Source organism: Streptomyces sp. NPDC049813 (assembly GCF_044465085.1).
Classification (GTDB): domain Bacteria; phylum Actinomycetota; class Actinomycetes; order Streptomycetales; family Streptomycetaceae; genus Streptomyces.
Window position 1 is genome coordinate 112,250 of record NZ_JBITLI010000017.1, and the last position, 20,195, is coordinate 132,444.

16 protein-coding genes are annotated in these 20,195 nt (G+C 72.1%); 11 read left to right on the forward strand and 5 right to left on the reverse strand.

Translation table 11 applies throughout. The features are described from left to right. Positions 1-61 precede the first annotated feature (61 nt). Complete coding sequence (locus ACIBW6_RS29230) at positions 62-709, forward strand: HD domain-containing protein (protein ID WP_399064762.1); 648 nt, start codon at positions 62-64, stop codon at positions 707-709. After that, positions 706-1,686, forward strand: coding sequence for a GlxA family transcriptional regulator (locus ACIBW6_RS29235; protein WP_399064764.1), 981 nt, complete (start codon positions 706-708; stop codon positions 1,684-1,686). Before ACIBW6_RS29230 ends, ACIBW6_RS29235 begins: the two co-directional genes overlap by 4 nt. Positions 1,687-1,764: 78 nt before the next feature. On the opposite strand, the gene ACIBW6_RS29240 is transcribed toward ACIBW6_RS29235, so the two are convergent. Both ACIBW6_RS29240 and ACIBW6_RS29245 read right to left on the reverse strand, forming a co-directional pair. After that, on the reverse strand, positions 1,765-2,202 hold the full coding sequence (locus ACIBW6_RS29240; protein ID WP_399064765.1) for an OsmC family protein: 438 nt from the start codon (positions 2,200-2,202) through the stop codon (positions 1,765-1,767). A 70-nt stretch (positions 2,203-2,272) separates the two neighbouring features. Beyond that, positions 2,273-3,133 carry a GntR family transcriptional regulator gene (locus tag ACIBW6_RS29245; protein WP_399064768.1) on the reverse strand — a complete coding sequence of 287 codons (861 nt, stop codon included), beginning with the start codon at positions 3,131-3,133 and terminating at the stop codon, positions 2,273-2,275. A gap of 184 nt (positions 3,134-3,317) precedes the next feature. Here ACIBW6_RS29245 and ACIBW6_RS29250 point away from each other — a divergent pair, with 184 nt between their 5' ends. The 5 genes from ACIBW6_RS29250 to ACIBW6_RS29270 all read left to right on the forward strand — a co-directional run bounded on the left by ACIBW6_RS29250 (position 3,318) and on the right by ACIBW6_RS29270 (position 9,528). Beyond that, on the forward strand, positions 3,318-4,589 hold the full coding sequence (locus tag ACIBW6_RS29250; RefSeq protein WP_399064770.1) for an extracellular solute-binding protein: 1,272 nt from the start codon (positions 3,318-3,320) through the stop codon (positions 4,587-4,589). A gap of 65 nt (positions 4,590-4,654) precedes the next feature. Beyond that, positions 4,655-5,623 carry a carbohydrate ABC transporter permease gene (locus ACIBW6_RS29255; protein WP_399064773.1) on the forward strand — a complete coding sequence of 323 codons (969 nt, stop codon included), beginning with the start codon at positions 4,655-4,657 and terminating at the stop codon, positions 5,621-5,623. Then, complete coding sequence (locus tag ACIBW6_RS29260; protein WP_399064775.1) at positions 5,620-6,459, forward strand: carbohydrate ABC transporter permease; 840 nt, start codon at positions 5,620-5,622, stop codon at positions 6,457-6,459. The genes ACIBW6_RS29255 and ACIBW6_RS29260 overlap by 4 nt, the downstream gene beginning before the upstream one ends. 37 nt (positions 6,460-6,496) lie before the next feature. Continuing rightward, complete coding sequence (locus ACIBW6_RS29265; RefSeq protein WP_399064777.1) at positions 6,497-8,068, forward strand: beta-N-acetylhexosaminidase; 1,572 nt, start codon at positions 6,497-6,499, stop codon at positions 8,066-8,068. Then, positions 8,065-9,528 (forward strand): cellulose binding domain-containing protein, encoded by a 1,464-nt coding sequence (locus ACIBW6_RS29270; RefSeq protein WP_399064779.1) that lies wholly within the window; start codon positions 8,065-8,067, stop codon positions 9,526-9,528. Before ACIBW6_RS29265 ends, ACIBW6_RS29270 begins: the two co-directional genes overlap by 4 nt. Before the next feature lie 296 nt (positions 9,529-9,824). Here the strand turns inward: ACIBW6_RS29270 and ACIBW6_RS29275 are convergent, their stop codons facing one another. Beyond that, positions 9,825-10,322 carry a hypothetical protein gene (locus ACIBW6_RS29275; RefSeq protein WP_399064781.1) on the reverse strand — a complete coding sequence of 166 codons (498 nt, stop codon included), beginning with the start codon at positions 10,320-10,322 and terminating at the stop codon, positions 9,825-9,827. 214 nt (positions 10,323-10,536) lie between these two features. Here ACIBW6_RS29275 and ACIBW6_RS29280 point away from each other — a divergent pair, with 214 nt between their 5' ends. From ACIBW6_RS29280 to pgm, 4 genes are all read left to right on the forward strand, one after another. After that, positions 10,537-14,850 carry a discoidin domain-containing protein gene (locus tag ACIBW6_RS29280; RefSeq protein WP_399064783.1) on the forward strand — a complete coding sequence of 1,438 codons (4,314 nt, stop codon included), beginning with the start codon at positions 10,537-10,539 and terminating at the stop codon, positions 14,848-14,850. Positions 14,851-15,017: 167 nt separating this feature from the next. Then, positions 15,018-16,052 (forward strand): aldo/keto reductase, encoded by a 1,035-nt coding sequence (locus ACIBW6_RS29285; RefSeq protein ID WP_399064785.1) that lies wholly within the window; start codon positions 15,018-15,020, stop codon positions 16,050-16,052. A gap of 62 nt (positions 16,053-16,114) precedes the next feature. Beyond that, positions 16,115-16,888 carry a Clp protease N-terminal domain-containing protein gene (locus tag ACIBW6_RS29290; RefSeq protein ID WP_399064787.1) on the forward strand — a complete coding sequence of 258 codons (774 nt, stop codon included), beginning with the start codon at positions 16,115-16,117 and terminating at the stop codon, positions 16,886-16,888. 88 nt (positions 16,889-16,976) lie between these two features. After that, complete coding sequence (gene pgm, locus ACIBW6_RS29295; protein WP_399064789.1) at positions 16,977-18,599, forward strand: phosphoglucomutase (alpha-D-glucose-1,6-bisphosphate-dependent); 1,623 nt, start codon at positions 16,977-16,979, stop codon at positions 18,597-18,599. 23 nt (positions 18,600-18,622) lie between these two features. Here pgm and ACIBW6_RS29300 read toward each other — a convergent pair whose 3' ends face one another. Together ACIBW6_RS29300 and ACIBW6_RS29305 are read right to left on the reverse strand one after the other, a co-directional pair. After that, the gene (locus ACIBW6_RS29300) at positions 18,623-19,309 is read right to left on the reverse strand and encodes a phosphonatase-like hydrolase (protein ID WP_399064791.1); all 687 of its coding nucleotides are present in this window, start codon (positions 19,307-19,309) and stop codon (positions 18,623-18,625) included. Further along, on the reverse strand, positions 19,306-20,097 hold the full coding sequence (locus tag ACIBW6_RS29305) for a GntR family transcriptional regulator (RefSeq protein WP_399064793.1): 792 nt from the start codon (positions 20,095-20,097) through the stop codon (positions 19,306-19,308). The genes ACIBW6_RS29300 and ACIBW6_RS29305 overlap by 4 nt, the downstream gene beginning before the upstream one ends. Positions 20,098-20,195: the final 98 nt, after the last annotated feature.

A 20,195-nucleotide genomic window follows, 5' to 3' on the forward strand; every position in this document is an offset into this window, starting at 1 on the left:
GCTGAGGAGTGTCGCCGGACGATCCGGCGGCACTTCTCGGCGAAAGGCCCAGGTGAGTGCGGTGAACAGCGACACGGTGACGATCGCGGGCGTGCGGGTGCCCGACACGAGGCTGGCGCGCGAGGCGGACCAGCTGGTGCGCGACACGACGAGCGAGCTGATCTACCACCACTCGCGGCGCGTCTTCTTCTTCGGGGCGTTGCAGGGCCGCAACCGCGACCTGTCCTACGATCCCGAACTCCTCTACGTGGGAGCCCTCTTCCACGATCTGGGGCTCTCCGAGCGGTTCCACGACAGCGGCCGGCGCTTCGAGGTGGACAGCGCCGACGAGGCCCGCCGCTTCCTCGCGGCCCGGGGCGTCCCCGAGGACAGCGTCCGCCGGGTGTGGACGGCGATCGCCCTGCACACGACGCCGGGCGTGCCGGAGTTCATGGAGCCCGAGGTGGCGCTGGTGACGGCGGGCGTCGAGTACGACGTGCTGGGCATCGGCTATGACGACGTGACCCCCGCCGACCGGGCCGACATCGTCTCCCTGCATCCGCGCCCCGACTTCAAGCGCCGCATCCTGCGGGCGTTCACCGACGGGGTGGCCCCCAAGCCGGAGACCACGTTCGGGAACGTCAAGGCCGACGTCCTCGCCCACTACGTGCCGGGTTTCGAGCGCGGTGACTTCGTGCGGACGATCCTCGACTCGGCGTGGGAGCAGTGAGCGGACCCGCTCCCCAGGCCGTCGCGATCGTCGCCTTCGACGGGGTCCAGCTGCTCGACGTGACCGGCCCGGCCGAGGTGCTGACCACCGCCGGCCTGCACGGCGGCGCCTACGACGTACGGATCGTCTCGCCGGACGGCGCCGACGTACGGACCTCGTCGGGGGTGCGGGTCGGCGTCGACGGCGGCCCCGGCGCGGTGCCGGGGCGGCTCGGCACCGTGCTGGTGCCCGGGCGCTCCGACTGGCGGCGGGCCGTGCACGACGCGGAACTGATCGCCTTCACCTCCCGCCTCGCCGGCCGGGCCGGGCGGGTGGCGTCCGTCTGCGCGGGCGCGTTCCTGCTGGCGGAGGCCGGGGTGCTCGACGGGCGCCGCGCGGCGACGCACTGGCGGCTCGCGCCGGAGCTCGCCGCGGCCTACCCGGCGGTCACGGTCGAGGACGATCCGGTCTTCGTCCGCGACGGCCGGGTGATCACCTCGGCGGGGGTGAGCGCGGGCATCGACCTGGCGCTCGCGCTGGTCGAGGAGGACCACGGCGCGGGCGTGGCCCGGGAGGTGGCGCGTGACCTGGTGGTCTTCATGGCCCGGCCGGGCGGCCAGTCCCAGTTCAGCGCGCGTCTGGGGCCGGTGGCGGCGCGGCACCCCGCCGTGCGCGCCGCGATGGACGCGGTCGGGGCCGATCCGGCCGCCGCCGGCGATCTGGCGGCCGTGGCGCGGGCGGCCGGGGTGAGCGCCCGGCACCTGACCCGGCTCTTCCGCGCCGAGACCGGGATGACGCCGGGTCAGTACGTGGAGTCGGTACGGCTGGAGGCGGCCAGGGCCCTGCTCGAAGCAGGCGCGGAGCCGGTCGAGTCGGTCGCCGGATCGGCCGGGTTCGGTTCGTCGGAGTCCATGCGCCGCGCCTTCCAGCAGGCGCTCGGGGTGGCGCCGACGGAGTACCGGGCGCGGTTCCGTACGACGGCGGGCGGGGAGCGCTGAGCACGGCCCTCGCGGGGCGGCCACACGGCGCCCGCCCCTCAGGCCACCCTGGGCGCTCCCGGCCGCCCTGAGCCGACCTCAGCCGCCCATGAAGAGCACGGTGCCGTCGGGCCCCCAGGCCTCTACGCGGGCGCCGTGCTCGACGGTGCGGCTGACCGTGCAGTACTTCTCGTGGGTGAGGCGGATGCCGTTCTCGATGGCCTCGGTGCGGGGGTCGCCCTCGGGCAGGGTGATGTCGTAGGAGACGCGGACGGTGCCGATGCGGCCGTCGTCCTCGGGCCGGGAGACGGACTCGACGACGATCCGCAGGTCGTCGTGGCCGGCGGTGCGGGCGGTGCGGTCGACGACGAGCCCGCCGCAGCCGCCGAGCGCGGCGAGGAGGAGTTCGACGGGGGTGAACGAGGGGGTGTCGGTCGCCGCGTCGGCGGGGGCGATCCGGACCTCGGCGCCCCGTTCGTTGCGGGCGGTCCAGTCGCGGTCGCCGTTGCGGACGGTTTCGATGCGGTAGTCGGCCATGGCCGAACCGTAACGAGGTCCCGGGCCCGCGCCCCGCAGGCGGCGCCCGGTGCGTGTCAGGCCCCGGCCGTCAGGGCGCCTGCTGGACGTCGCCGCGGGTGGAGGAGGCGACCGTGTCCCGGTGGGCGAAGTCACCCGGCGGGATGCCCGGGTGGTGGCCCGCGTCGGGTCCGGGGCCGGCCGCGGCGGGGCCGAGGGTGAGGCGGGAGACGAGCCGGTAGCGGTCGCCGCGGTAGAGCGAGTGGACGTACTCCACGGGCCGCCCGGACGTGTCCGAGGTGAGCCGCTCGAAGAGCAGGGCCGGGGACAGCTCGGGGACGTCGAGGAGGTCGGCCTCGGCGCGGGTGACGACGGTCGGTTCGATCGCCTGGACGGCTTCGCGGACGTGTACGTCGTGGTGGGCGCGCAAATGCGCGTACAGATCGCCGCTCTCCAGCTCCTGGGCGCTCAGCCCCGGCACCAGGTCGGCGCGGATGTGCAGATGCTCGATGGCCATCGGCGCCCCGTCGACGAGCCGCAGCCGGGCCACGTACACGATCTTCGCGGCGGGCGAGAGCCGCAGCTTGCGGCCGACGCGGGCGCCGGCCTGGATGGTGGTGAACTCAAGGAGTCGGCTCGTCCAGGCCCCGGCGGCCTGCGGCACCGTCAGCGCCTGTTCCTGCGCGACGAGTTCCTGGGTGATCTTCTCCGGGGCGACGAACATGCCGCGGCCGTGTTCGCGCACGAGAAGGCCCGCGGCGACGAGTTCGTCGACCGCCGCTCGCAGGGTGGGCCGCGAGACGCCGAAGCGGGCGCAGAGCGTGCGCTCGGAGGGGATCGCGTCGCCGGGGCGCTGCGACTCGATGAGCTCCAGGATGTGGTCGCGGACTCGCTCGCGCTTGAGCACCGCTCCCTGCGCGTCCGGGTTCTCGGTGGTCCCGTCGGCGTTCACGTCCGCCCCCTCGTGCCGTACGACCAGTTGCCTGACCAGTTGACCACGATTCCGCCTTGATCGACAACTCCCCTTGTTCACCAGGGGGGTTGACGGGGTCAGAGGTCTATGCCAGCTTTCTCCACCACCAGAGGTCACCTGACCAGTTGGTCAACTGGTCAGGTCCGGCTCCCAGAGGTGAACCGTGAAGCTCCGTATGCTCGCCGGTCTGTCCGCGCTCGTCGCGGTCGCCGGGCTCAGCGCCTGTAGTTCGTCCGGCTCCTCCGACGGGGAGGCCGGGGACGGCGGGCGGACCGGGATCGACGTGTGGCTGATGCGTGACAGCGTCTCCGCCGCGTTCCAGAAGCAGTTCGAGAAGGGGTTCGAGGCCGCGCATCCGGACATCGACGTGCGGGTGCAGATCCAGGAGTGGGACGGCATCGGCGAGAAGGTCACGGCGGCGCTTGCCAGCAACGACGCGCCGGACGTGATCGAGACCGGCAACACCCAGGTCGCCCAGTTCGCGCAGAGCGGCGGCCTGCTGGACCTGAGCGACAAGGTCGCCGCGCTCGGCGGCGAGGACTGGCTGGGAGGCCTGGCCGAGCCCGGCGCCTTCGAGGGCAAGCAGTACGGCATCCCGTACTACGCGGCCAACCGGGTCGTCGTCTACCGCAAGGACCTCTTCGCGAAGGCGGGGATCGACGCGGCCGCCATCAAGACCCGCGACCAGTGGATCGCCGCGACGAAGAAGCTGAACAAGGGCGCGCAGCAGGGCATCTACCTGCCCGGCCAGAACTGGTACACGTACGCCGGCTTCGTCTGGGACGAGGGCGGGGACCTTGCCACGCAGTCCGGGAAGACGTGGAAGGGGGCGCTGGACACGCCGGAGGCCCTGCGCGCGATGGCGTTCTACGAGAAGCTCCAGGCGCTCGGCAAGGGCCCCAAGGACTCCGACGAGGCGCAGCCGCCGCAGGCCGAGGTGATGGCCAAGGGACAGGTCGCGCAGGTCATCAGCGTGCCGGGCGGCGCCAGTGTGGTCGCGCAGAGCAATCCGGAGCTCAAGGACAAGCTGGGCTTCTTCCCGATCCCCGGCAAGAGCGCCGGCACCCCGGGCGCCGTCTTCACCGGCGGGTCCGACCTGGTGATCCCGGCGGTCTCGGGCCACCACGACGCCGCGTACACCTTCGTCAAGGAGCTGACCGGTGACGCCTGGCAGAAGAAGCTCGCCGTCGCGATGAGCTACGTACCGAACAAGACGACGCTGGCCGGCGCGGTGGCCCAGGACCCGGGCGCCTCCGCGATGGCCGTCGGCGCGGCGGTGGGCCACGCCACGCCGAACACGCCGGGCTGGGCCGCCGTCGAGGCCAAGAACCCGATCAAGGACTACCTGACGGCCGTCCTCGCGGGCGGGAATCCGGCGCGGGAGGCCAAGAAGGCGTCCGAGGCGATCACGTCGGCGATGAACTCCGGCTCCTGAGCCACCCGGCCGGGCGAGCCCGGCCACGACCGACGCATCCGATACGGACGAAAGGAGTGTGCGCCGTGACGGTCGTCCGCGAGCGGACCACGCCCCGCCCCCTCACCCGACCGCCCCGGCGCCCCCGGGGCCCGGTCCGCCGCGCCACCGCCTCCGGCGCCTGGCCCTACCTGCTGGTGGCCCCCGCCGTCCTCGGCATGCTGTACCTGCTCGTCTATCCGCTCGGCCGGGCCGTCCTGATCTCCTTCCAGGACTTCGGGCTGCGCCAGCTCATCCTCGGCGACGCGCACTTCACCGGGTTCGACAACTACACGACGCTGCTCTCCGATCCCCGGTTCTGGACCGTCGTGCGCCGCACCTTCCTGTTCATGGCTGTCGACGTGGTCCTGATCATGGGCCTGTCGACGCTGGTCGCGCTGATGGTGGAGCGGCTCGGGCGGGCCTGGCGGACGGCGGTGCTCAGCGCCCTCGTGCTGACCTGGGCGATGCCGGTGGTCGCGGCGACCACCGTGTTCCAGTGGCTGTTCCACTCGGAGTTCGGCATCGTCAACCACACGCTGACCGGCCTCGGGTTCTCCTCGTTCGAGGGGTACCCGTGGCTGGCGCACGGCCCGGCGGCGTTCGCGATCCTGGTGACGCTCGTCGTGTGGCAGTCGGTCCCGTTCGCCGCGATCACCCTGTACTCGGCGCTGACCACGGTCCCGGCCGAGCTGTACGAGGCCGCGCGCATCGACGGCGCGTCCTGGCCGCGCATCTTCCGCTCCGTCACGCTGCCCATCGTGCGGCCGATCTTCATGCTGGTGCTCTCGCTCGAAGTGATCTGGACGTTCAAGGCGTTCGTGCAGATCTGGGTGATGACCCGGGGCGGCCCGGGCGACGCGACCACGATCCTGCCGGTGTACGCGGTGCAGACGGCCCTGTCCGGGCAGCGCTACGACCTCGGCTCCGCCGCGTCGATGATCACCGTGCTGCTCATGTCCGGTGTCCTCGTCGCCTACTTCCGCCAGATGTTCCGCCAGGAGGGCGAGCTGTGACGACGACCGCGCGCACGCTGCGCCGCCTCCCGCTCCACCTCGCCGCGACCGTCACGGTCGTCGTCTGCCTCTTCCCCGTCTACTGGATGGTCACGACGGCGTTCAAGCCGAACCGCGACATCCAGTCGGACCGCCCCCGGCTGCTGCCCCAGAGCTGGACCCTCGACCACTTCCGGCGGGCCATGGACGCCGACGGCTTCGGCCTGTTCTGGCGCAACAGCGTGCTGGTGACGCTGGGCGCGGTGCTGCTCGCCCTCGTGGTGGCCCTCGGTGCCTCGTTCGCGGTGGCGCGGATGCGGTGGCGGGGCCGGCGGCAGTTCATGCTGATGGTGTTCGTCGCGCAGATGGCGCCGTGGGAGTCGCTGATCATCCCGGTCTACATCATCTCGCGGGACACCGGGATGCTGGACCGGCTGCCCACCCTGACCCTCGTGTACTTCATGATGACGCTGCCGTTCACCATCGTGGTGCTGCGCGGCTTCATCGCGACGATCCCGGCGGAGCTGGAGGAGTCGGCGCAGGTCGACGGCTGCACCCGGGCCGGCGCCTTCCGGCACATCGCATTCCCCCTGCTCGCGCCGGGCCTGATGGCGACCTCGCTGTTCGGCTACATCACGGCGTGGAACGAGTTCGCGTACGCCAACTTCCTCATCATCAAGCAGCAGGACCACCGGACGCTGCCGGTGTGGCTCTCCTCGTTCCACAACACGTTCGGCACCGACTGGGGCGCCACGATGGCCGCCTCCACGCTCTTCGCGCTGCCCGCCCTGGTGATCTTCCTGGTGCTGCAGCGGCACGTCACGTCCGGTTTCGCGGCCGGCGCCGTCAAGGGCTGAGCCCGCCCCGCCCGAGCACCTCGTCCGGAGGTCCGCAGTGCCCGCACACCGCCCCTCTCTGCTCCCGCTGCCCACCCACCTCTCCTACCGCCCGGGCCACTTCACCCTCGGCGCGGACACGAAGATCCGGCTCTCCCCCGGCGCCGAACCGGCCGCCGCCCTGCTCCGCACGCTCCTCGCGCCCGCCACCGGACTGCCGCTGACGGCCGCCGCCGACGGTGCGTTCGTGCTCGCGCTCGACCCGCAACTGGGCGGCCTGGGCGAGGAAGGGTACGGCCTGACCGTCGCACCGGACGCGGTGCTGCTGCGCGCCGCCCACCTCACCGGGCTGCTGCGCGGCCTGCAGACGGTGCGCCAGCTGCTGCCGCCCGAGGCCCTGTCCGGCGCGGCGCGCGGCGGCATCGCCTGGCGACTGCCCTGCGCGGAGATCACCGATGTGCCGCGGCACCCGTGGCGCGGCTTCATGCTCGACGTGGCGCGGCACTTCCAGCCGGTGTCGCTGCTGCGCCGGTACGTCGACCTGCTCGCCCTGCACAAGCTGAACGTGCTGCATCTGCACCTGACCGACGACCAGGGCTGGCGGATGCCCGTCGCGGCGTATCCGCGCCTGACCGAGGTGGGCGGGCGGCGCGCCGAGTCCATGGTCGGGCCCTCCGGGAGCCGGGAGTTCGACGGCCGCCCGCACGAAGGGGCGTACACCCGCCAGGAGTTGACGAGCCTGGTCGGCTATGCCGCCGCCCGCGGGGTGACCGTCGTGCCGGAGATCGAGATGCCGGGGCACAGTCGCGCCGCGCTCGCCGCCCACCCCGAGCTGGGCACCGTGCCGGGGCGCCGGCTCGACGTGTGGACCCGGTGGGGGGTGTGCGAGAGCGTCCTCGGCGTCCACGAGCCGGTGTTCGACTTCTGCCGCACCGTCCTCGACGAGGTCCTCGACGTCTTCCCCTCGCGCCACGTACACCTCGGCGGCGACGAGTGCCCGACCACCGAGTGGGCGGCGAGCCCGGACGCGCGGGCCCGGGCCGCCGCCGAGGGGCTCGCGGACACCGCCGCGCTGCGCGGCTGGTTCCTGAGCCGCGTCGGCGACCACCTCCTGGAGCGCGGGCGCGTGCCCACGGCGTGGGCGGAGACCGGCGAGGGGCTGCCACCGCACTTCACCGTCATGACGTGGCGCGACCCGGAGCACGCCCGCATCGCCCTCAAGCGCGGCCACGCGGTGATCAGCGGCCAGCACCGGGCGACCTACCTGGACTACGCGCAGTCCTACGCGCCGACCGAGCCGCGGGCACAGCCGGGCGTCGTGGTCGACCTGCGCGCCGTCCACGACCACGAACCGCCGGACGACACCGACACGGCCGGCTCGGTCCTCGGCCTCCAGGCGCAGCTGTGGACCGAGTTCGCCCCGGACGCCGGCCACGTCGACCGGCTGGTCTTCCCCCGGCTGTGCGCGCTCGCCGACCGGGCCTGGCACGGTTCCCCGCCGTGGCCCGGCTTCCGCGAGCGGCTCGGCACCCACGTCGCGCGGCTCGCCGTGCTCGGCGTGCGGCACGGACCGCTCGACCCGCACGTTCCCGTCCCCGTCCCCCACCGTTCCGGAAAGGAACCGTCATGAGGAAGAGTGTCGTCACCAGGAAGACCGCCGGCCGGGCCACGGCCGGCCGGAAGGCCGTCACCAGAGCGGCCGCCTGTGCCGCGGCCGCCGCGCTGGGCTGCGCGGGCCTCGTCGCGCTCCCGTCGAGCGCCGTCGCCGCCGCGGGCGCGCTGACGGTGCAGTACCACACCGGCAGCACCGGCAGCGACCAGGCCGAGCCGTGGCTGAAGGTCCGCAACTCCGGCAGCACGAGCGTCCCGCTGAGCGGGGTGAAGGTGCGCTACTACTTCAAGGCCGACGCGGGCAACCCGAGTTACCGCTTCGCCTGCTCGTGGGCGGTCAAGGGCTGCGGCAACATCACCGGCACGTTCGGGACGCTCGCCCATCCGACGGCGACCGCCGACCGGTACCTGGAGATCGGCTTCACCTCCGGCGCCGGATCGCTCGCCGCGGGCGCGGACACGGGCGACATGCAGCTGCGCTTCTACCGCGCCGACTGGCAGTCGCTGAACCAGGCCGACGACTACTCCTTCGGCGCGTCGCAGTCGGCGTACGGGAACTGGACGAAGGTCACGGCACAGCTCGACGGGGCGGTCGTCTGGGGTACGGCGCCCGCGGGCAACGACCCGACCGATCCCACGGACCCGACGGACCCGACCGATCCGCCCGGGTCCGGCGCCACGCTCTTCGACGACTTCAGCTACAGCGCCTACAACGACCCGCGGATAGCGGCGCACGGCTGGAGCGTGCGCTCCAACTCCGGCGGTCCCGGCGTGCCGGGCGCGACCTGGGCGCCCGACAAGGTGACGTTCCCGTCCTCGGGCGGCAACACCGTGATGAACCTGGAGACCTCGACGTCGGGCACGGGCGAGAGCACGAAGCAGACCGAGGTCCTCACCAAGGCCACGAAGTTCAAGAACGGGACGTACGCGGCGCGCGTGAAGTTCAGTGACGCGCCCAAGAGCGGTCCCGACGGGGACCACCTGGTGCAGACGTTCTTCACCATCAACGACCTGAAGGCGCCGATGGCGGACGACTACGCCGAGTACGACTTCGAGTACCTGCCGAACGGCGGCTGGGGCGAGCCGTCGAACATCCTTTACACGACGTCCTGGGAGACCTACAACCCGGATCCGTGGCAGGCGGTGAACCAGCACACCGAGGGCCGGCAGAGCTACGCCGGCTGGCACGACCTGGTGCTCACCATCGACAACAGCACCATCCGGTACTACGTGGACGGGCAGTTGTTCGGCACGCACGACGCCGCGTACCTGCCGGAGCGGCCGATGTCGATCAACTTCAACCAGTGGCTGATCGACCTGGCCGGTCAGACGAGCACCAGCCCGCGCGCGTACGACCAGCAGGTCGACTACGTGCTGCACGTCAAGGACCAGGTCCTCACGCCGGCACAGGTGGCGGCGAAGGTGGCCGCCTACCGTTCCGCGGGCACCGCGTTCGAGGACACGGTCCCGGCCTCCTGACCGGGCCTTCACGCGAAGGTCCGGCGGGCAGGTGACGGGGGCGGGGAGCCCGCGCGCCCCACACGCGCGGACTCCCCCGGTGGTGCTTCCCCTCCCCGGTCCGGCCGCTCGGGAGGAGGCGGCCGGCCGGGCCAGAGTCTGCCGTGGGCGGGCCGGGAACTCATCCCCGACCCCCGCCTTTCGGTAACATTGTGTGTTGAATCAGTGGCGAGAAGTGACGGCGGCGGGCCCCCGGAACCCTTGCGGCAGACCGCCGCGGGGGTGGGGAACCCGCCGTCTGGCGTGAACCCGCTCCTTCAAGGACGGCCGGAAGTGCCCGCGGGCAAGCGCTCTCCACACCGCGCGCAGAACCGGGCGTCCGCGCCCTCGGCCACCCGGCCGCACTCCGCGCAGACCCGGGGCAGCAGACACGGCGCCTCGCCGCCCTCGGCCCGCACCGCGGTCCCGGTCCGGCCGATGGACATGCCGGGCCGCCTGCGGTGCGCCGTGAGGTAGACGAGTCCGTCGGCGCCCGCGGCGACGGCGCGCCGCTCGCCGCGTGGCACGAACACCAGCACGCCGGGGGCCAGTTCCTCGTCGCGGCCGGCCCGGCGCAGGACGCCGTGGCCCTGGACCACGACCAGCAGGACGTCGAGGTCGGTCTCGGTGTACACCTCGCCCCGGGTGTCAGGACGCACCCGGACGACGTTCGCGTCGAGCTGGCGGGCCGCGCCCTCCAGGCGCCACAAGGCCCCGGTGGCGCCCGGGTCGGCCGCCCGCAGCAGCTCCGCGAGCAGGACATGGGCAGCGGCCATGGTGATCGTTCCTCCGGTGCGGGGCGGACTGCGTGCGGCACCCCGGCGGACCTGCGGGGCACGGTTCCCGATTCTCCCTCATCGCAACTACCTCTGCGCAAACAGTGGACTGGGCAACATCACTCTGCAATTCTCCAACAACTGAACGCAAGAAACTGATGTTGATCCTTGGGACACTCGCTTCACTGCACTCGGATGCAGGGACAGGGGCAGCATGTTCGGACAGATATCGCTCAGATCCAGCAGGCGGAGGGGGTGGCGCGGCCTGACGGTCGCGCTGCTCGCGCTCGCCCTGGCCTTCCTCGGCCTGCCGGCCCTGTCGGCGCAGGCCGCGGGCGGGCCGAACCTGGCGGCGGGCGCGCCGGCGAAGGCCAGCAGCGCGAAGCCGGGGTACGAGGCGTCCCAGGTGACCGACGGCAACGCCGGGACCTACTGGGAGAGTTCGGGCTCCGACCTGCCGCAGTGGGTACAGGTCGACCTGGGGTCGGCGGCCCGCGTCGACGAGGTGGTGCTGCGGCTGCCGGGCTCCTGGGAGAGCCGCAACCAGACGCTGTCGGTGCAGGGCAGCGCGGACGGGTCCACGTTCGACACGTTGAAGTCGTCGGCGTCGTACGCCTTCGCGCCCGGGTCGGCGAACACCGTCACGGTGTCCTTCCCCGCGACGCAGACCCGCTACGTGCGTGTCGTCGTGAGCGCCAACTCCGGCTGGCAGGCAGCCCAGTTGTCGGAGCTGGAGGTGCACGGCACGAGCGAGTCCTCGGCCAACCTGGCGCGCGGCAAGACGTTCACGGCGAGCTCCACGACGCAGACGTACGCCGCCTCGAACGCCGGGGACGGGGACGTCGCCAGCTACTGGGAGTCCAAGAACGACGCGCTGCCGCAGTGGGTCCAGGTGGACCTCGGTGCCTCGGTACGGGTCAACCGCGTGGTGCTGCGGCTGCCGTCCGGCTGGGAGAGCAGGACCCAGACGCTGACGGTCCGCTCCAGCACGAACGGCTCGGACTTCCAGGACCTCGTCGCCTCCAAGGCGTACGAGTTCTCCGCGGCCGGCGGCCAGCAGCAGACGCTGACCTTCGACACGGTGACGACGCGGTACGTACGCGTACTGGTCACCGCCAACACGCGCCAGCCGGCGGGCCAGCTGTCCGAGCTGGAGGTGTACGGTCCCACGACCGGCGACACCGAGGCGCCCGGGGCGCCCTCCTCGCTCGCCTACACCGAGCCCGCGACCGGTCAGATCAAGCTGACGTGGAAGGCGGCAACGGACAACGTCAAGGTCACCGGCTACGACGTCTACGCGGACGGGGTGCTGCGCGCGTCGGTCGACGGCACCACCCTGACCTACACCGACACCCAGCCGGCCTCGGCGACGCTCACGTACTTCGTGCGCGCCAAGGACGCGGCAGGGAACCAGTCGGCGAACTCCAACTCGGTGACGCGCAAGGGCGCTTCGGGTGACACGCAGGCCCCGACCGCACCGGGGAACCTGTCCTTCACCGAGGCCACCAAGGGACAGGTCAAGCTGGCCTGGCAGGCCTCCACCGACAACGTGAAGGTCACGGCCTACGACCTCTACGCGAACGGGACCCTGCTCAAGTCCGTCGCCGGGGACGTCACCACGTACACCGACACGCAGCCCGCTTCGGCGACCGTGACGTACACCGTGCGCGCCAAGGACGCGGCGGGCAACCAGTCCGCGAGCAGCAACGCCGTCACCCGCAACGGCTCCACGACGACGGCCGCGAACCTGGCCGTGGGCAAGCCGGTCACGGCGTCCTCCACGACGCAGACCTTCGTCGCGCAGAACGCGGTGGACGACAGCACCAGCACGTACTGGGAGGGCGGCGCGGGTGCCTACCCGAACACGCTGACCGTGCAGCTCGGCGCGAACGCGGACGTCTCCTCGCTCGCCCTGAAGCTGAGCCCGGACGGCGCGTGGGCGACCCGTACCCAGAAGATCGAGGTGCAGGGCCGGGAGCAGAAGGCGTCGGGCTTCACGACACTGGTCGCGGCGAAGGAGTACACGTTCAACCCGGCGAGCGGGAACACCGTGACGGTGCCGGTCACCGCGCGCGTCGCGGACGTCCGTCTCGTCTTCACCGCCAACTCCGGCGCTCCGGCCGGTCAGTTGGCCGAGTTCCAGGTGCTGGGCGAGCCCGCTCCCAACCCCGACCTGTTGGTCACGGACATCACCGCGCAGCCGGCCTCCCCGGTGGAGTCGGACCGGATCACCCTGTCGGCGACGGTCCGCAACGCGGGCAGCGAGGCGAGCGGCGCGACCAGCCTGGACTTCTCGCTCGGCTCCGACAAGGCGGGCTCCGCCTCCGTGGGCGCGCTCGCGGCCGGGGCGACGGCGACCGTCAGCGCCGACATCGGGGCGCACGAGGCGGGCACGTACCAGCTCGGCGCGGTCGTGGACCCGGGCAACAAGGTGGTGGAGCGCGACGAGGGCAACAACGGCTACACCCGCGCGGCGGGGCTGGTCGTCAAGCCGGTGACCAGCGCCGACCTGGTGGCCTCGCCCGTGTCCTGGTCGCCGAGCGCGCCGGGTGAGGGCGACACGGTGACGTTCTCCGCGGTCCTCAGGAACCAGGGCAACCAGGCCAGTGCCTCGGGCTCGCACGGCATCACGCTCACCGTCGCCGACTCCGGCGGCACCGTCGTGAAGACCCTCACCGGGTCCTACGACGGGTCGATCGCGGCCGGTGGCGCGACCGCGCCGGTCAAGCTGGGCACGTGGACGGCGGGCAAGGGCAAGTTCACGGTGAAGACCGTGGTGGCCGCCGACGCCAACGAGCTGCCGGTCAAGCGCGACAACAACACCTCGTCGCAGCCGCTCTTCGTGGGGCGCGGCGCGAGCATGCCGTACGACACCTACGAGGCGGAGGACGGCACGGTCGGCGGCGGTGCGAAGGTCCTCGGGCCCAACCGCACGGTCGGCGACCTCGCGGGCGAGGCCTCGGGCCGCAAGGCCGTGACCCTGAACAGCACCGGTTCGTACGTCGAGTTCACCACCAAGGCGCCGACGAACACCCTCGTCACCCGGTTCTCGATCCCGGACGCGGCGGGTGGCGGCGGACGCGACGCGACGCTCAACGTGTACGTCGACGGCACCTTCCTCAAGGCCATCGACCTGACGTCGAAGTATGCCTGGTTGTACGGGGCCGAGACCGGGCCCGGCAACGCGCCGAGCGCGGGTGCGCCCCGGCACATCTACGACGAGGCGAACCTGCTGCTCGGGAAGACCGTCCCGCAGGGCAGCAAGATCCGCCTGCAGAAGGACGCCGCGAACGACACGTCGTACGCGGTCGACTTCGTGAGCCTGGAGCAGGCGACCGCGCTGCCCAACCCGGATCCGGCGGCGTACACCGCGCCGACCGGCTTCTCGCAGCAGGCCGTGCAGGACGCGCTCGACCGGGTGCGGATGGACACGACGGGCAAGCTCGTCGGCGTGTACCTGCCGGCCGGTGACTACGAGACGTCGAACAAGTTCCAGGTGTACGGCAAGGCGGTGAAGGTGGTCGGCGCCGGGCCGTGGTTCACCCGGTTCCACACGCCGTCGTCGCAGGAGAACACGGACGCCGGGTTCCGCGCGGAGGCCAGTGCCAACGGTTCGACGTTCGCGCACTTCTCCTTCTTCGGGAACTACACGTCCCGCATCGACGGACCCGGCAAGGTCTTCGACTTCTCGAACGTCGCGGACATCACCATCGACGACGTGTGGAACGAGCACACGGTCTGCCTGTACTGGGGCGCCAACACCGACCGGGTCACGGTCAAGAACTCCCGGATCCGGGACACGTTTGCCGACGGCGTCAACATGACGAACGGCTCGACCGACAACCACGTCGTGAACAACGAGTCCCGGGCCACCGGCGACGACAGCTTCGCGCTGTTCTCGGCGATCGACGCGGGCGGCGCGGACGAGAAGAACAACGTGTTCGAGAACCTGACGTCGCTGCTGACGTGGCGGGCGGCGGGCATCGCCGTGTACGGCGGGTACGACAACACGTTCCGCAACATCCTCGTCGCGGACACCCTCGTCTACTCCGGCGTCACCATCAGCTCGCTGGACTTCGGGTATCCGATGAACGGGTTCGGCACCGGCCCGACCGCGCTGGAGAACACCTCGATCATCCGCTGCGGCGGCCATTTCTGGGGCGGTCAGACGTTCCCGGGCATCTGGATGTTCTCGGCGTCGAAGGTGTTCCAGGGCATCCGGGTGACCGACGTCGACATCGTCGACCCGACGTACAGCGGCATCATGTTCCAGACCAACTACGTGGGAGGCCAGCCGCAGTTCCCGATCAAGGACACGATCCTGACCGACGTGACGATCACCGGAGCACGCAAGAGCGGTGACGCCTACGACGCGAAGTCCGGCTTCGGCCTGTGGGCGAACGAGATGCCGGAGGCGGGCCAAGGCCCGGCCGTCGGCGAAGTCACCTTCCACAACCTGAAGTTGAGCGACAACGCGGTGGACATCAGGAACACGACGTCCACGTTCAAGATCAACCTGCTGCCGTGAGACACGTGCGGTAGCGGGCTCCGGCGGGACAGGGTGGCCGGGCGATCCGCCCGGCCACCCTTCGCCGTTCCTGCCTAAAGAAACCCAGGTTCCATTAACACCGGACTCCTGCTACGGTTGCGGCACGAACTAACGGAACCAGCGAACCGTTTAGCAAGGAGATGGTCATGGAGTACCGCCAGTTGGGGACGTCCGGCCTGAAGGTGCCCGCGCTCAGCTTCGGGGCCGGGACGTTCGGGGGCCGGGGCCCGCTGTTCTCGGCCTGGGGCACCGCGGGCGTCGACGAGGCCCGGCGCATGGTCGACCTGAGCCTGGAGGCCGGGGTCACCCTGTTCGACACGGCCGACGTCTACTCGGACGGGGCCTCCGAGGAGGTGCTGGGCGCGGCGCTCAAGGGCCGCCGCGACCGGGCGCTGATCTCCACCAAGGCGGCCCTGCCGACCGGCGAGGGCCCCTTCGACGCCGGGGCCTCGCGCTCGCGCCTGATCCGGTCGGTCGAGGCGGCGCTGCGCCGCCTGGACACCGACCACATCGACCTGTTCCAGCTGCACGCCTACGACGCGGCGACACCGGTGGAGGAGCTTCTGTCCACCCTCGACGACCTGGTGCGGGCCGGCAAGATCCGCTACACCGGCGTCTCCAACTACGCGGGCTGGCAGCTGATGAAGGGGCTCGCCGCGGCCCGCGAGCACGGGCGGCCGCGGTTCGCCGCGCACCAGGTGTACTACTCGCTCGCGGGTCGCGACTACGAGTGGGAGCTGATGCCGCTCGGCCTCGACCAGGGCGTGGGCGCCCTGGTGTGGAGCCCCCTCGCCTGGGGGCGGCTCACGGGCAAGGTCCGGCGCGGGCAGCCGCTGCCGGCCCGGAGCCGGCTGCATCAGACGGCACAGTTCGGGCCGCCGGTCGCGGACGAGCACCTGTACCGGGTCGTCGACGCGCTCGACGAGATCGCCGGGGAGACCGGCAAGGCGCTGCCGCAGATCGCCATCAACTGGCTGCTGCGCCGGCCCACCGTCTCGTCGGTGCTGATCGGTGCGCGCACCGAAGAGCAGCTGAAGCAGAATCTGGGCGCCGTCGGCTGGGAGCTGACGCCGGATCAGGTGGCCCGGCTCGACGCGGCGAGCGAGGTGACCGCGCCCTATCCGTACTACCCGTACCGGACGCAGGAGGGCTTCCGGCGGCTGAATCCGCCCGCGGCCTGAGCTCACCCCGCAGGTGTCAACCAAGGGTTGACGACCCTCCACTGTCAACCTACGGTTGCCACATGACCGAACCAGTCGCCTCCACGCACCCCGTCCGTCTCGACGACCTGATCGAAGCCATCAAGAAGGTCCACTCCAACACCCTCGACCAGCTCCAGGACGCGGTCATCGCGGCCGACCACCTCGGTGACGTGGCCGACCATCTGATCGGGCACTTCGTCGACCAGGCCCGCCGCTCCGGCGCCTCCTGGACCGACATCGGCAAGAGCATGGGCGTCACCCGGCAGGCGGCGCAGAAGCGCTTCGTCCCCAAGGGCGCCGAGGCGCAGATCGACCCGGAGCAGGGGTTCGCCCGCTACACCCCGCGCGCCCGCAACGTCGTGATGGGCGCCCAGAACGAGGCGCGCGCGGCCGGCAACGCCACCATCGGCACCGCCCATCTCGTCCTCGGACTGCTGCACGAGCCGGAGAGCCTGGCCGCCCGGGCGATCCGCGCGCAGGAGGTGCTGCTGGACTCCGTGCGGCAGGCCGCGACGGCGACGCTGCCCCCCGCCGTCGAGGACGGTCCGGAGCTGGTGCCGTTCGACGCGGACGCCAAGAAGGCCCTGGAGCTGACCTTCCGGGAGGCGCTGCGCCTCGGGCACAACTACGTGGGCACGGAGCACCTCCTGCTCGCGCTCCTGGAGCAGGAGAACGGCGCGGGTGTGCTCAGTTCGGCGGGCGTCACCAAGGACGCGGTCGAGGCCCATGTCGTCGCGGCCCTCGCGGAGATCGTCGCGGCACGCAAGGCGGCACAGGCCACCGGGAGCACACAGAACGCGCCGGGGAGGGACTGACCGCCCGGCCTCCGGAGGCCGGAAAAAACCGGCCGGCGGGGGGCCTTCTCCCCGGACACCTCATCGGTGCAGGTGGGAGACTGTCCGCATGACTGACCGCGCAGGAACCCCCGCCAGGCCGGACGACCTCGTCGACCTCGACGAGCTGGTCGACGCTTATTACACGAGGGAGCCCGACGTCACGCGCCCCGAGCAGCGTGTCGTCTTCGGCACGAGTGGCCATCGCGGCTCCAGCCTCGACGGCGCCTTCAACGAGAAGCACATCGCGGCGATCACGCAGGCCATCGTCGAGCACCGCACGGCCGAGGGCATCACCGGGCCGCTCTTCATCGGCCCGGACACCCACGCCCTGTCCGCGCCCGCGCTGAAGACGGCGCTCGGGGTGCTGGCCGCGCACGGCGTCCGGGTCATGGCCGACGCCCTCGACGGCTACGTCCCGACGCCCGCGCTCAGCCACGCGATCCTGCGCTGGAACCGCGCGGAGCCGGCCGACCGCGCCGACGGCATCGTCATCACGCCGAGCCACAACCCGCCGCGGGACGGCGGCTTCAAGTACAACCCGCCGCACGGCGGCCCCGCCGACTCGACGGCCACCTCCTGGATCGCCGAGCGCGCCAACGAGCTGCTGGCGGACCCGGGGTGGACGCCGCGCACCGCCGACTCCCCGGCCCCCGAGCCGTACGACTTCCGCGAGCGCTACGTCGAGGACCTGCGGACCATCATCGACGTGGACGCCATCCGGCGGGCGGGCGTGCGGATCGGGGCCGACCCGCTGGGCGGGGCGAGCGTCGACTACTGGGCGCGGATCGCCGAGATGTACGAGCTGGACCTCACCGTCGTGAACCCGGCGGTCGACCCGACGTGGCGCTTCATGACGCTCGACTGGGACGGCAAGATCCGCATGGACCCGTCGTCGGCGCCGGCGATGGCCTCGGTCCTGGCGCGCCGCCACGACTACGACCTGCTCACCGGCAACGACGCCGACGCGGACCGGCACGGCATCGTCACGCCGGACGCCGGCCTGATGAACCCCAACCACTACCTGGCCGTCGCCATCCACTACCTGTTCTCGCACCGGCCGCAGTGGCCGGCCGCGGCGGCGGTCGGCAAGACCCTGGTGTCGAGCGCCGTGATCGACCGGGTCGCCGCCTCGCTCGGCCGCGAACTGGTCGAAGTGCCCGTCGGGTTCAAGTGGTTCGTGCCGGGCCTGGTCGACGGCTCGGTCGCGTTCGGCGGCGAGGAGAGCGCCGGGGCGAGCTTCGTCCGCAAGGACGGCTCGGTCTGGACGACGGACAAGGACGGCATCCTGCTCGCCCTGCTGGCCGCCGAGATCCTCGCGGTGACCGGCAAGACGCCGTCCGTCTACTACGCCGGACTCGCCGCCGAGTTCGGGGCGACCGGCGCCGCGTACGCGCGGATCGACGCGAAGGCGACCAAGGAGCAGAAGGCGCGCCTGGGGAAGCTGACCGGGGACGCGGTCACGGCGGACACGCTGGCGGGCGAGCCGGTCACCGCCCGGCTGAGCGAGGCCCCGGGCAACGGGGCGGCGATCAGCGGCCTCAAGGTGACCACGCAGAGCGCGTGGTTCGCCGCGCGCCCCAGCGGCACGGAGGACGTGTACAAGATCTACGCCGAGTCGTTCCGCGGCGCCGAGCACCTCGCCCAGGTGCAGAGCGAGGCGCAGGCGATCGTGGACGCGGCGCTGGCCTGACCGGCCCGCCGGGCGCGGGGGCGTCAGTCGCGGGCGGTCTCCGGGAGGCCGGGGACGTCCGCGACCGAGGCCACGATGTGGGTGTGCGGGGCCTGTTCGAGCTGTCCGCGGTTCAGTTGGCCGGTGAGCACGCCCACGACGGCCCCGGCCCCGGCGTTCGTCCCGGCCTCCAGGTCGACGGTCGTGTCCCCCGCCACGAGCACCGCCCGCACGTCGACGACGCCGGTCTTCTCCATCGCGCGGTGGATCATGTAGGGCGCGGGCCGGCCGCGGCCCACCTCGTCGGCGGTGACGACGGCGTCGAGGTTGCCGCCCTCGCCGGCCGACCAGCCCAGCGAGGCGAGCAGCGGCAGCGCCACGTCGTCGCTGAACCCCGTGGTCAGCGCGGTCCTGATGCCGCGGGCGCGGAGCTCGGCGAGGGCCGTGTCGGCGCCGGCTATCGGCAGCGGCGGCACCTCCTTGTAGCGTCGCTCCAGGTCCGTGCGGAACACGTCGTACTGGCGCTCGACGAGCTGGGCGTCGGGGCTGCCCCCGCCGATGCGGACGAGCGCGGCGATGGCCTCGCGCTTGTCGGTACCCATCCAGGTCTGCAGGTCGGCGGCGGAGACCGTGGCTCCGGTCGACTCGACGGCGTGGCGCAGCGCCGCGTACACGGCGCCGTGCTCCTCGATCGTCGTGCCTGCCATGTCGAAGACGGCGAGTTCGATCACTGGGTTTCCTCAGGGGTGGGGTGGGGCGGGGTGCCGTCGGAGCGGTCGCGGCCGGCGACGGTACGCCCCCCGACGGTGTTCTCGATGGTGAAGGTGGCCATCGACGGCAGATAGCGGTCGTCCGCGTACTCGACGGGCGCGCCGTCGGCGGTGAACGCCAGCCGGCGGACCCGCAGCAGGGGTTCGCCCGGCGCGACGTCCAGCAGACCCGCGTCGGTGCGGTCCGCGGCGATCGCGTCGATGGTGTGGCGGGCGTGGTGCAGGTCGACGCCGCGTGAGGTGAGTGCCTCGTAGACGGAGCCGGCGTCGGGGTCGACCGCGAACAGGTGGGCGCCCACCTCCAGGACGAACGTGGAGCGCTCGATCATGGCGGGCACCCCGTCCAGCTGCCGCACCCGCACCAGGTCGACGACCGGGGCGCCTTCGTCGAGGCCCAGGCGCGCCGCGGCCTCGGCCGTCGCGCGCCGCCGGGCGACCTCGACGGTGGACTGCCCGGGGGCGCGCCCGATGGAGCGCGCCCACTGCGTGAACGACATCAGCGAGGCGAACGGCTGGGACGGTGTGACGCGGCGTGCGACCGGCGGCCTGCCCCGGCCGCCCACGAGGTGCCCCTCCGCGCGCAGCTGGGCGAGGGCCTGGCGGACCGGGCCGCGCGAGGTGCCGAACTCCTCGCACAGCTGGGCCTCGCTCGGCACGGGCAGCCCCTCGGGCCACTCCCCCGCCGCGATCCGCCGCCGGAACTCCGCTCCGAGCCGCTGATGCAGCGGCCCGGCGTCACTTGTATTCACAAGACGAGTCTCCCAGCTCCTGCTGGTGCGGGACAAGACGGGTCCGCCCCACCATCTGGTAAACATCGGGGAAACTTGTATAGACAGCTCTTGCCGGA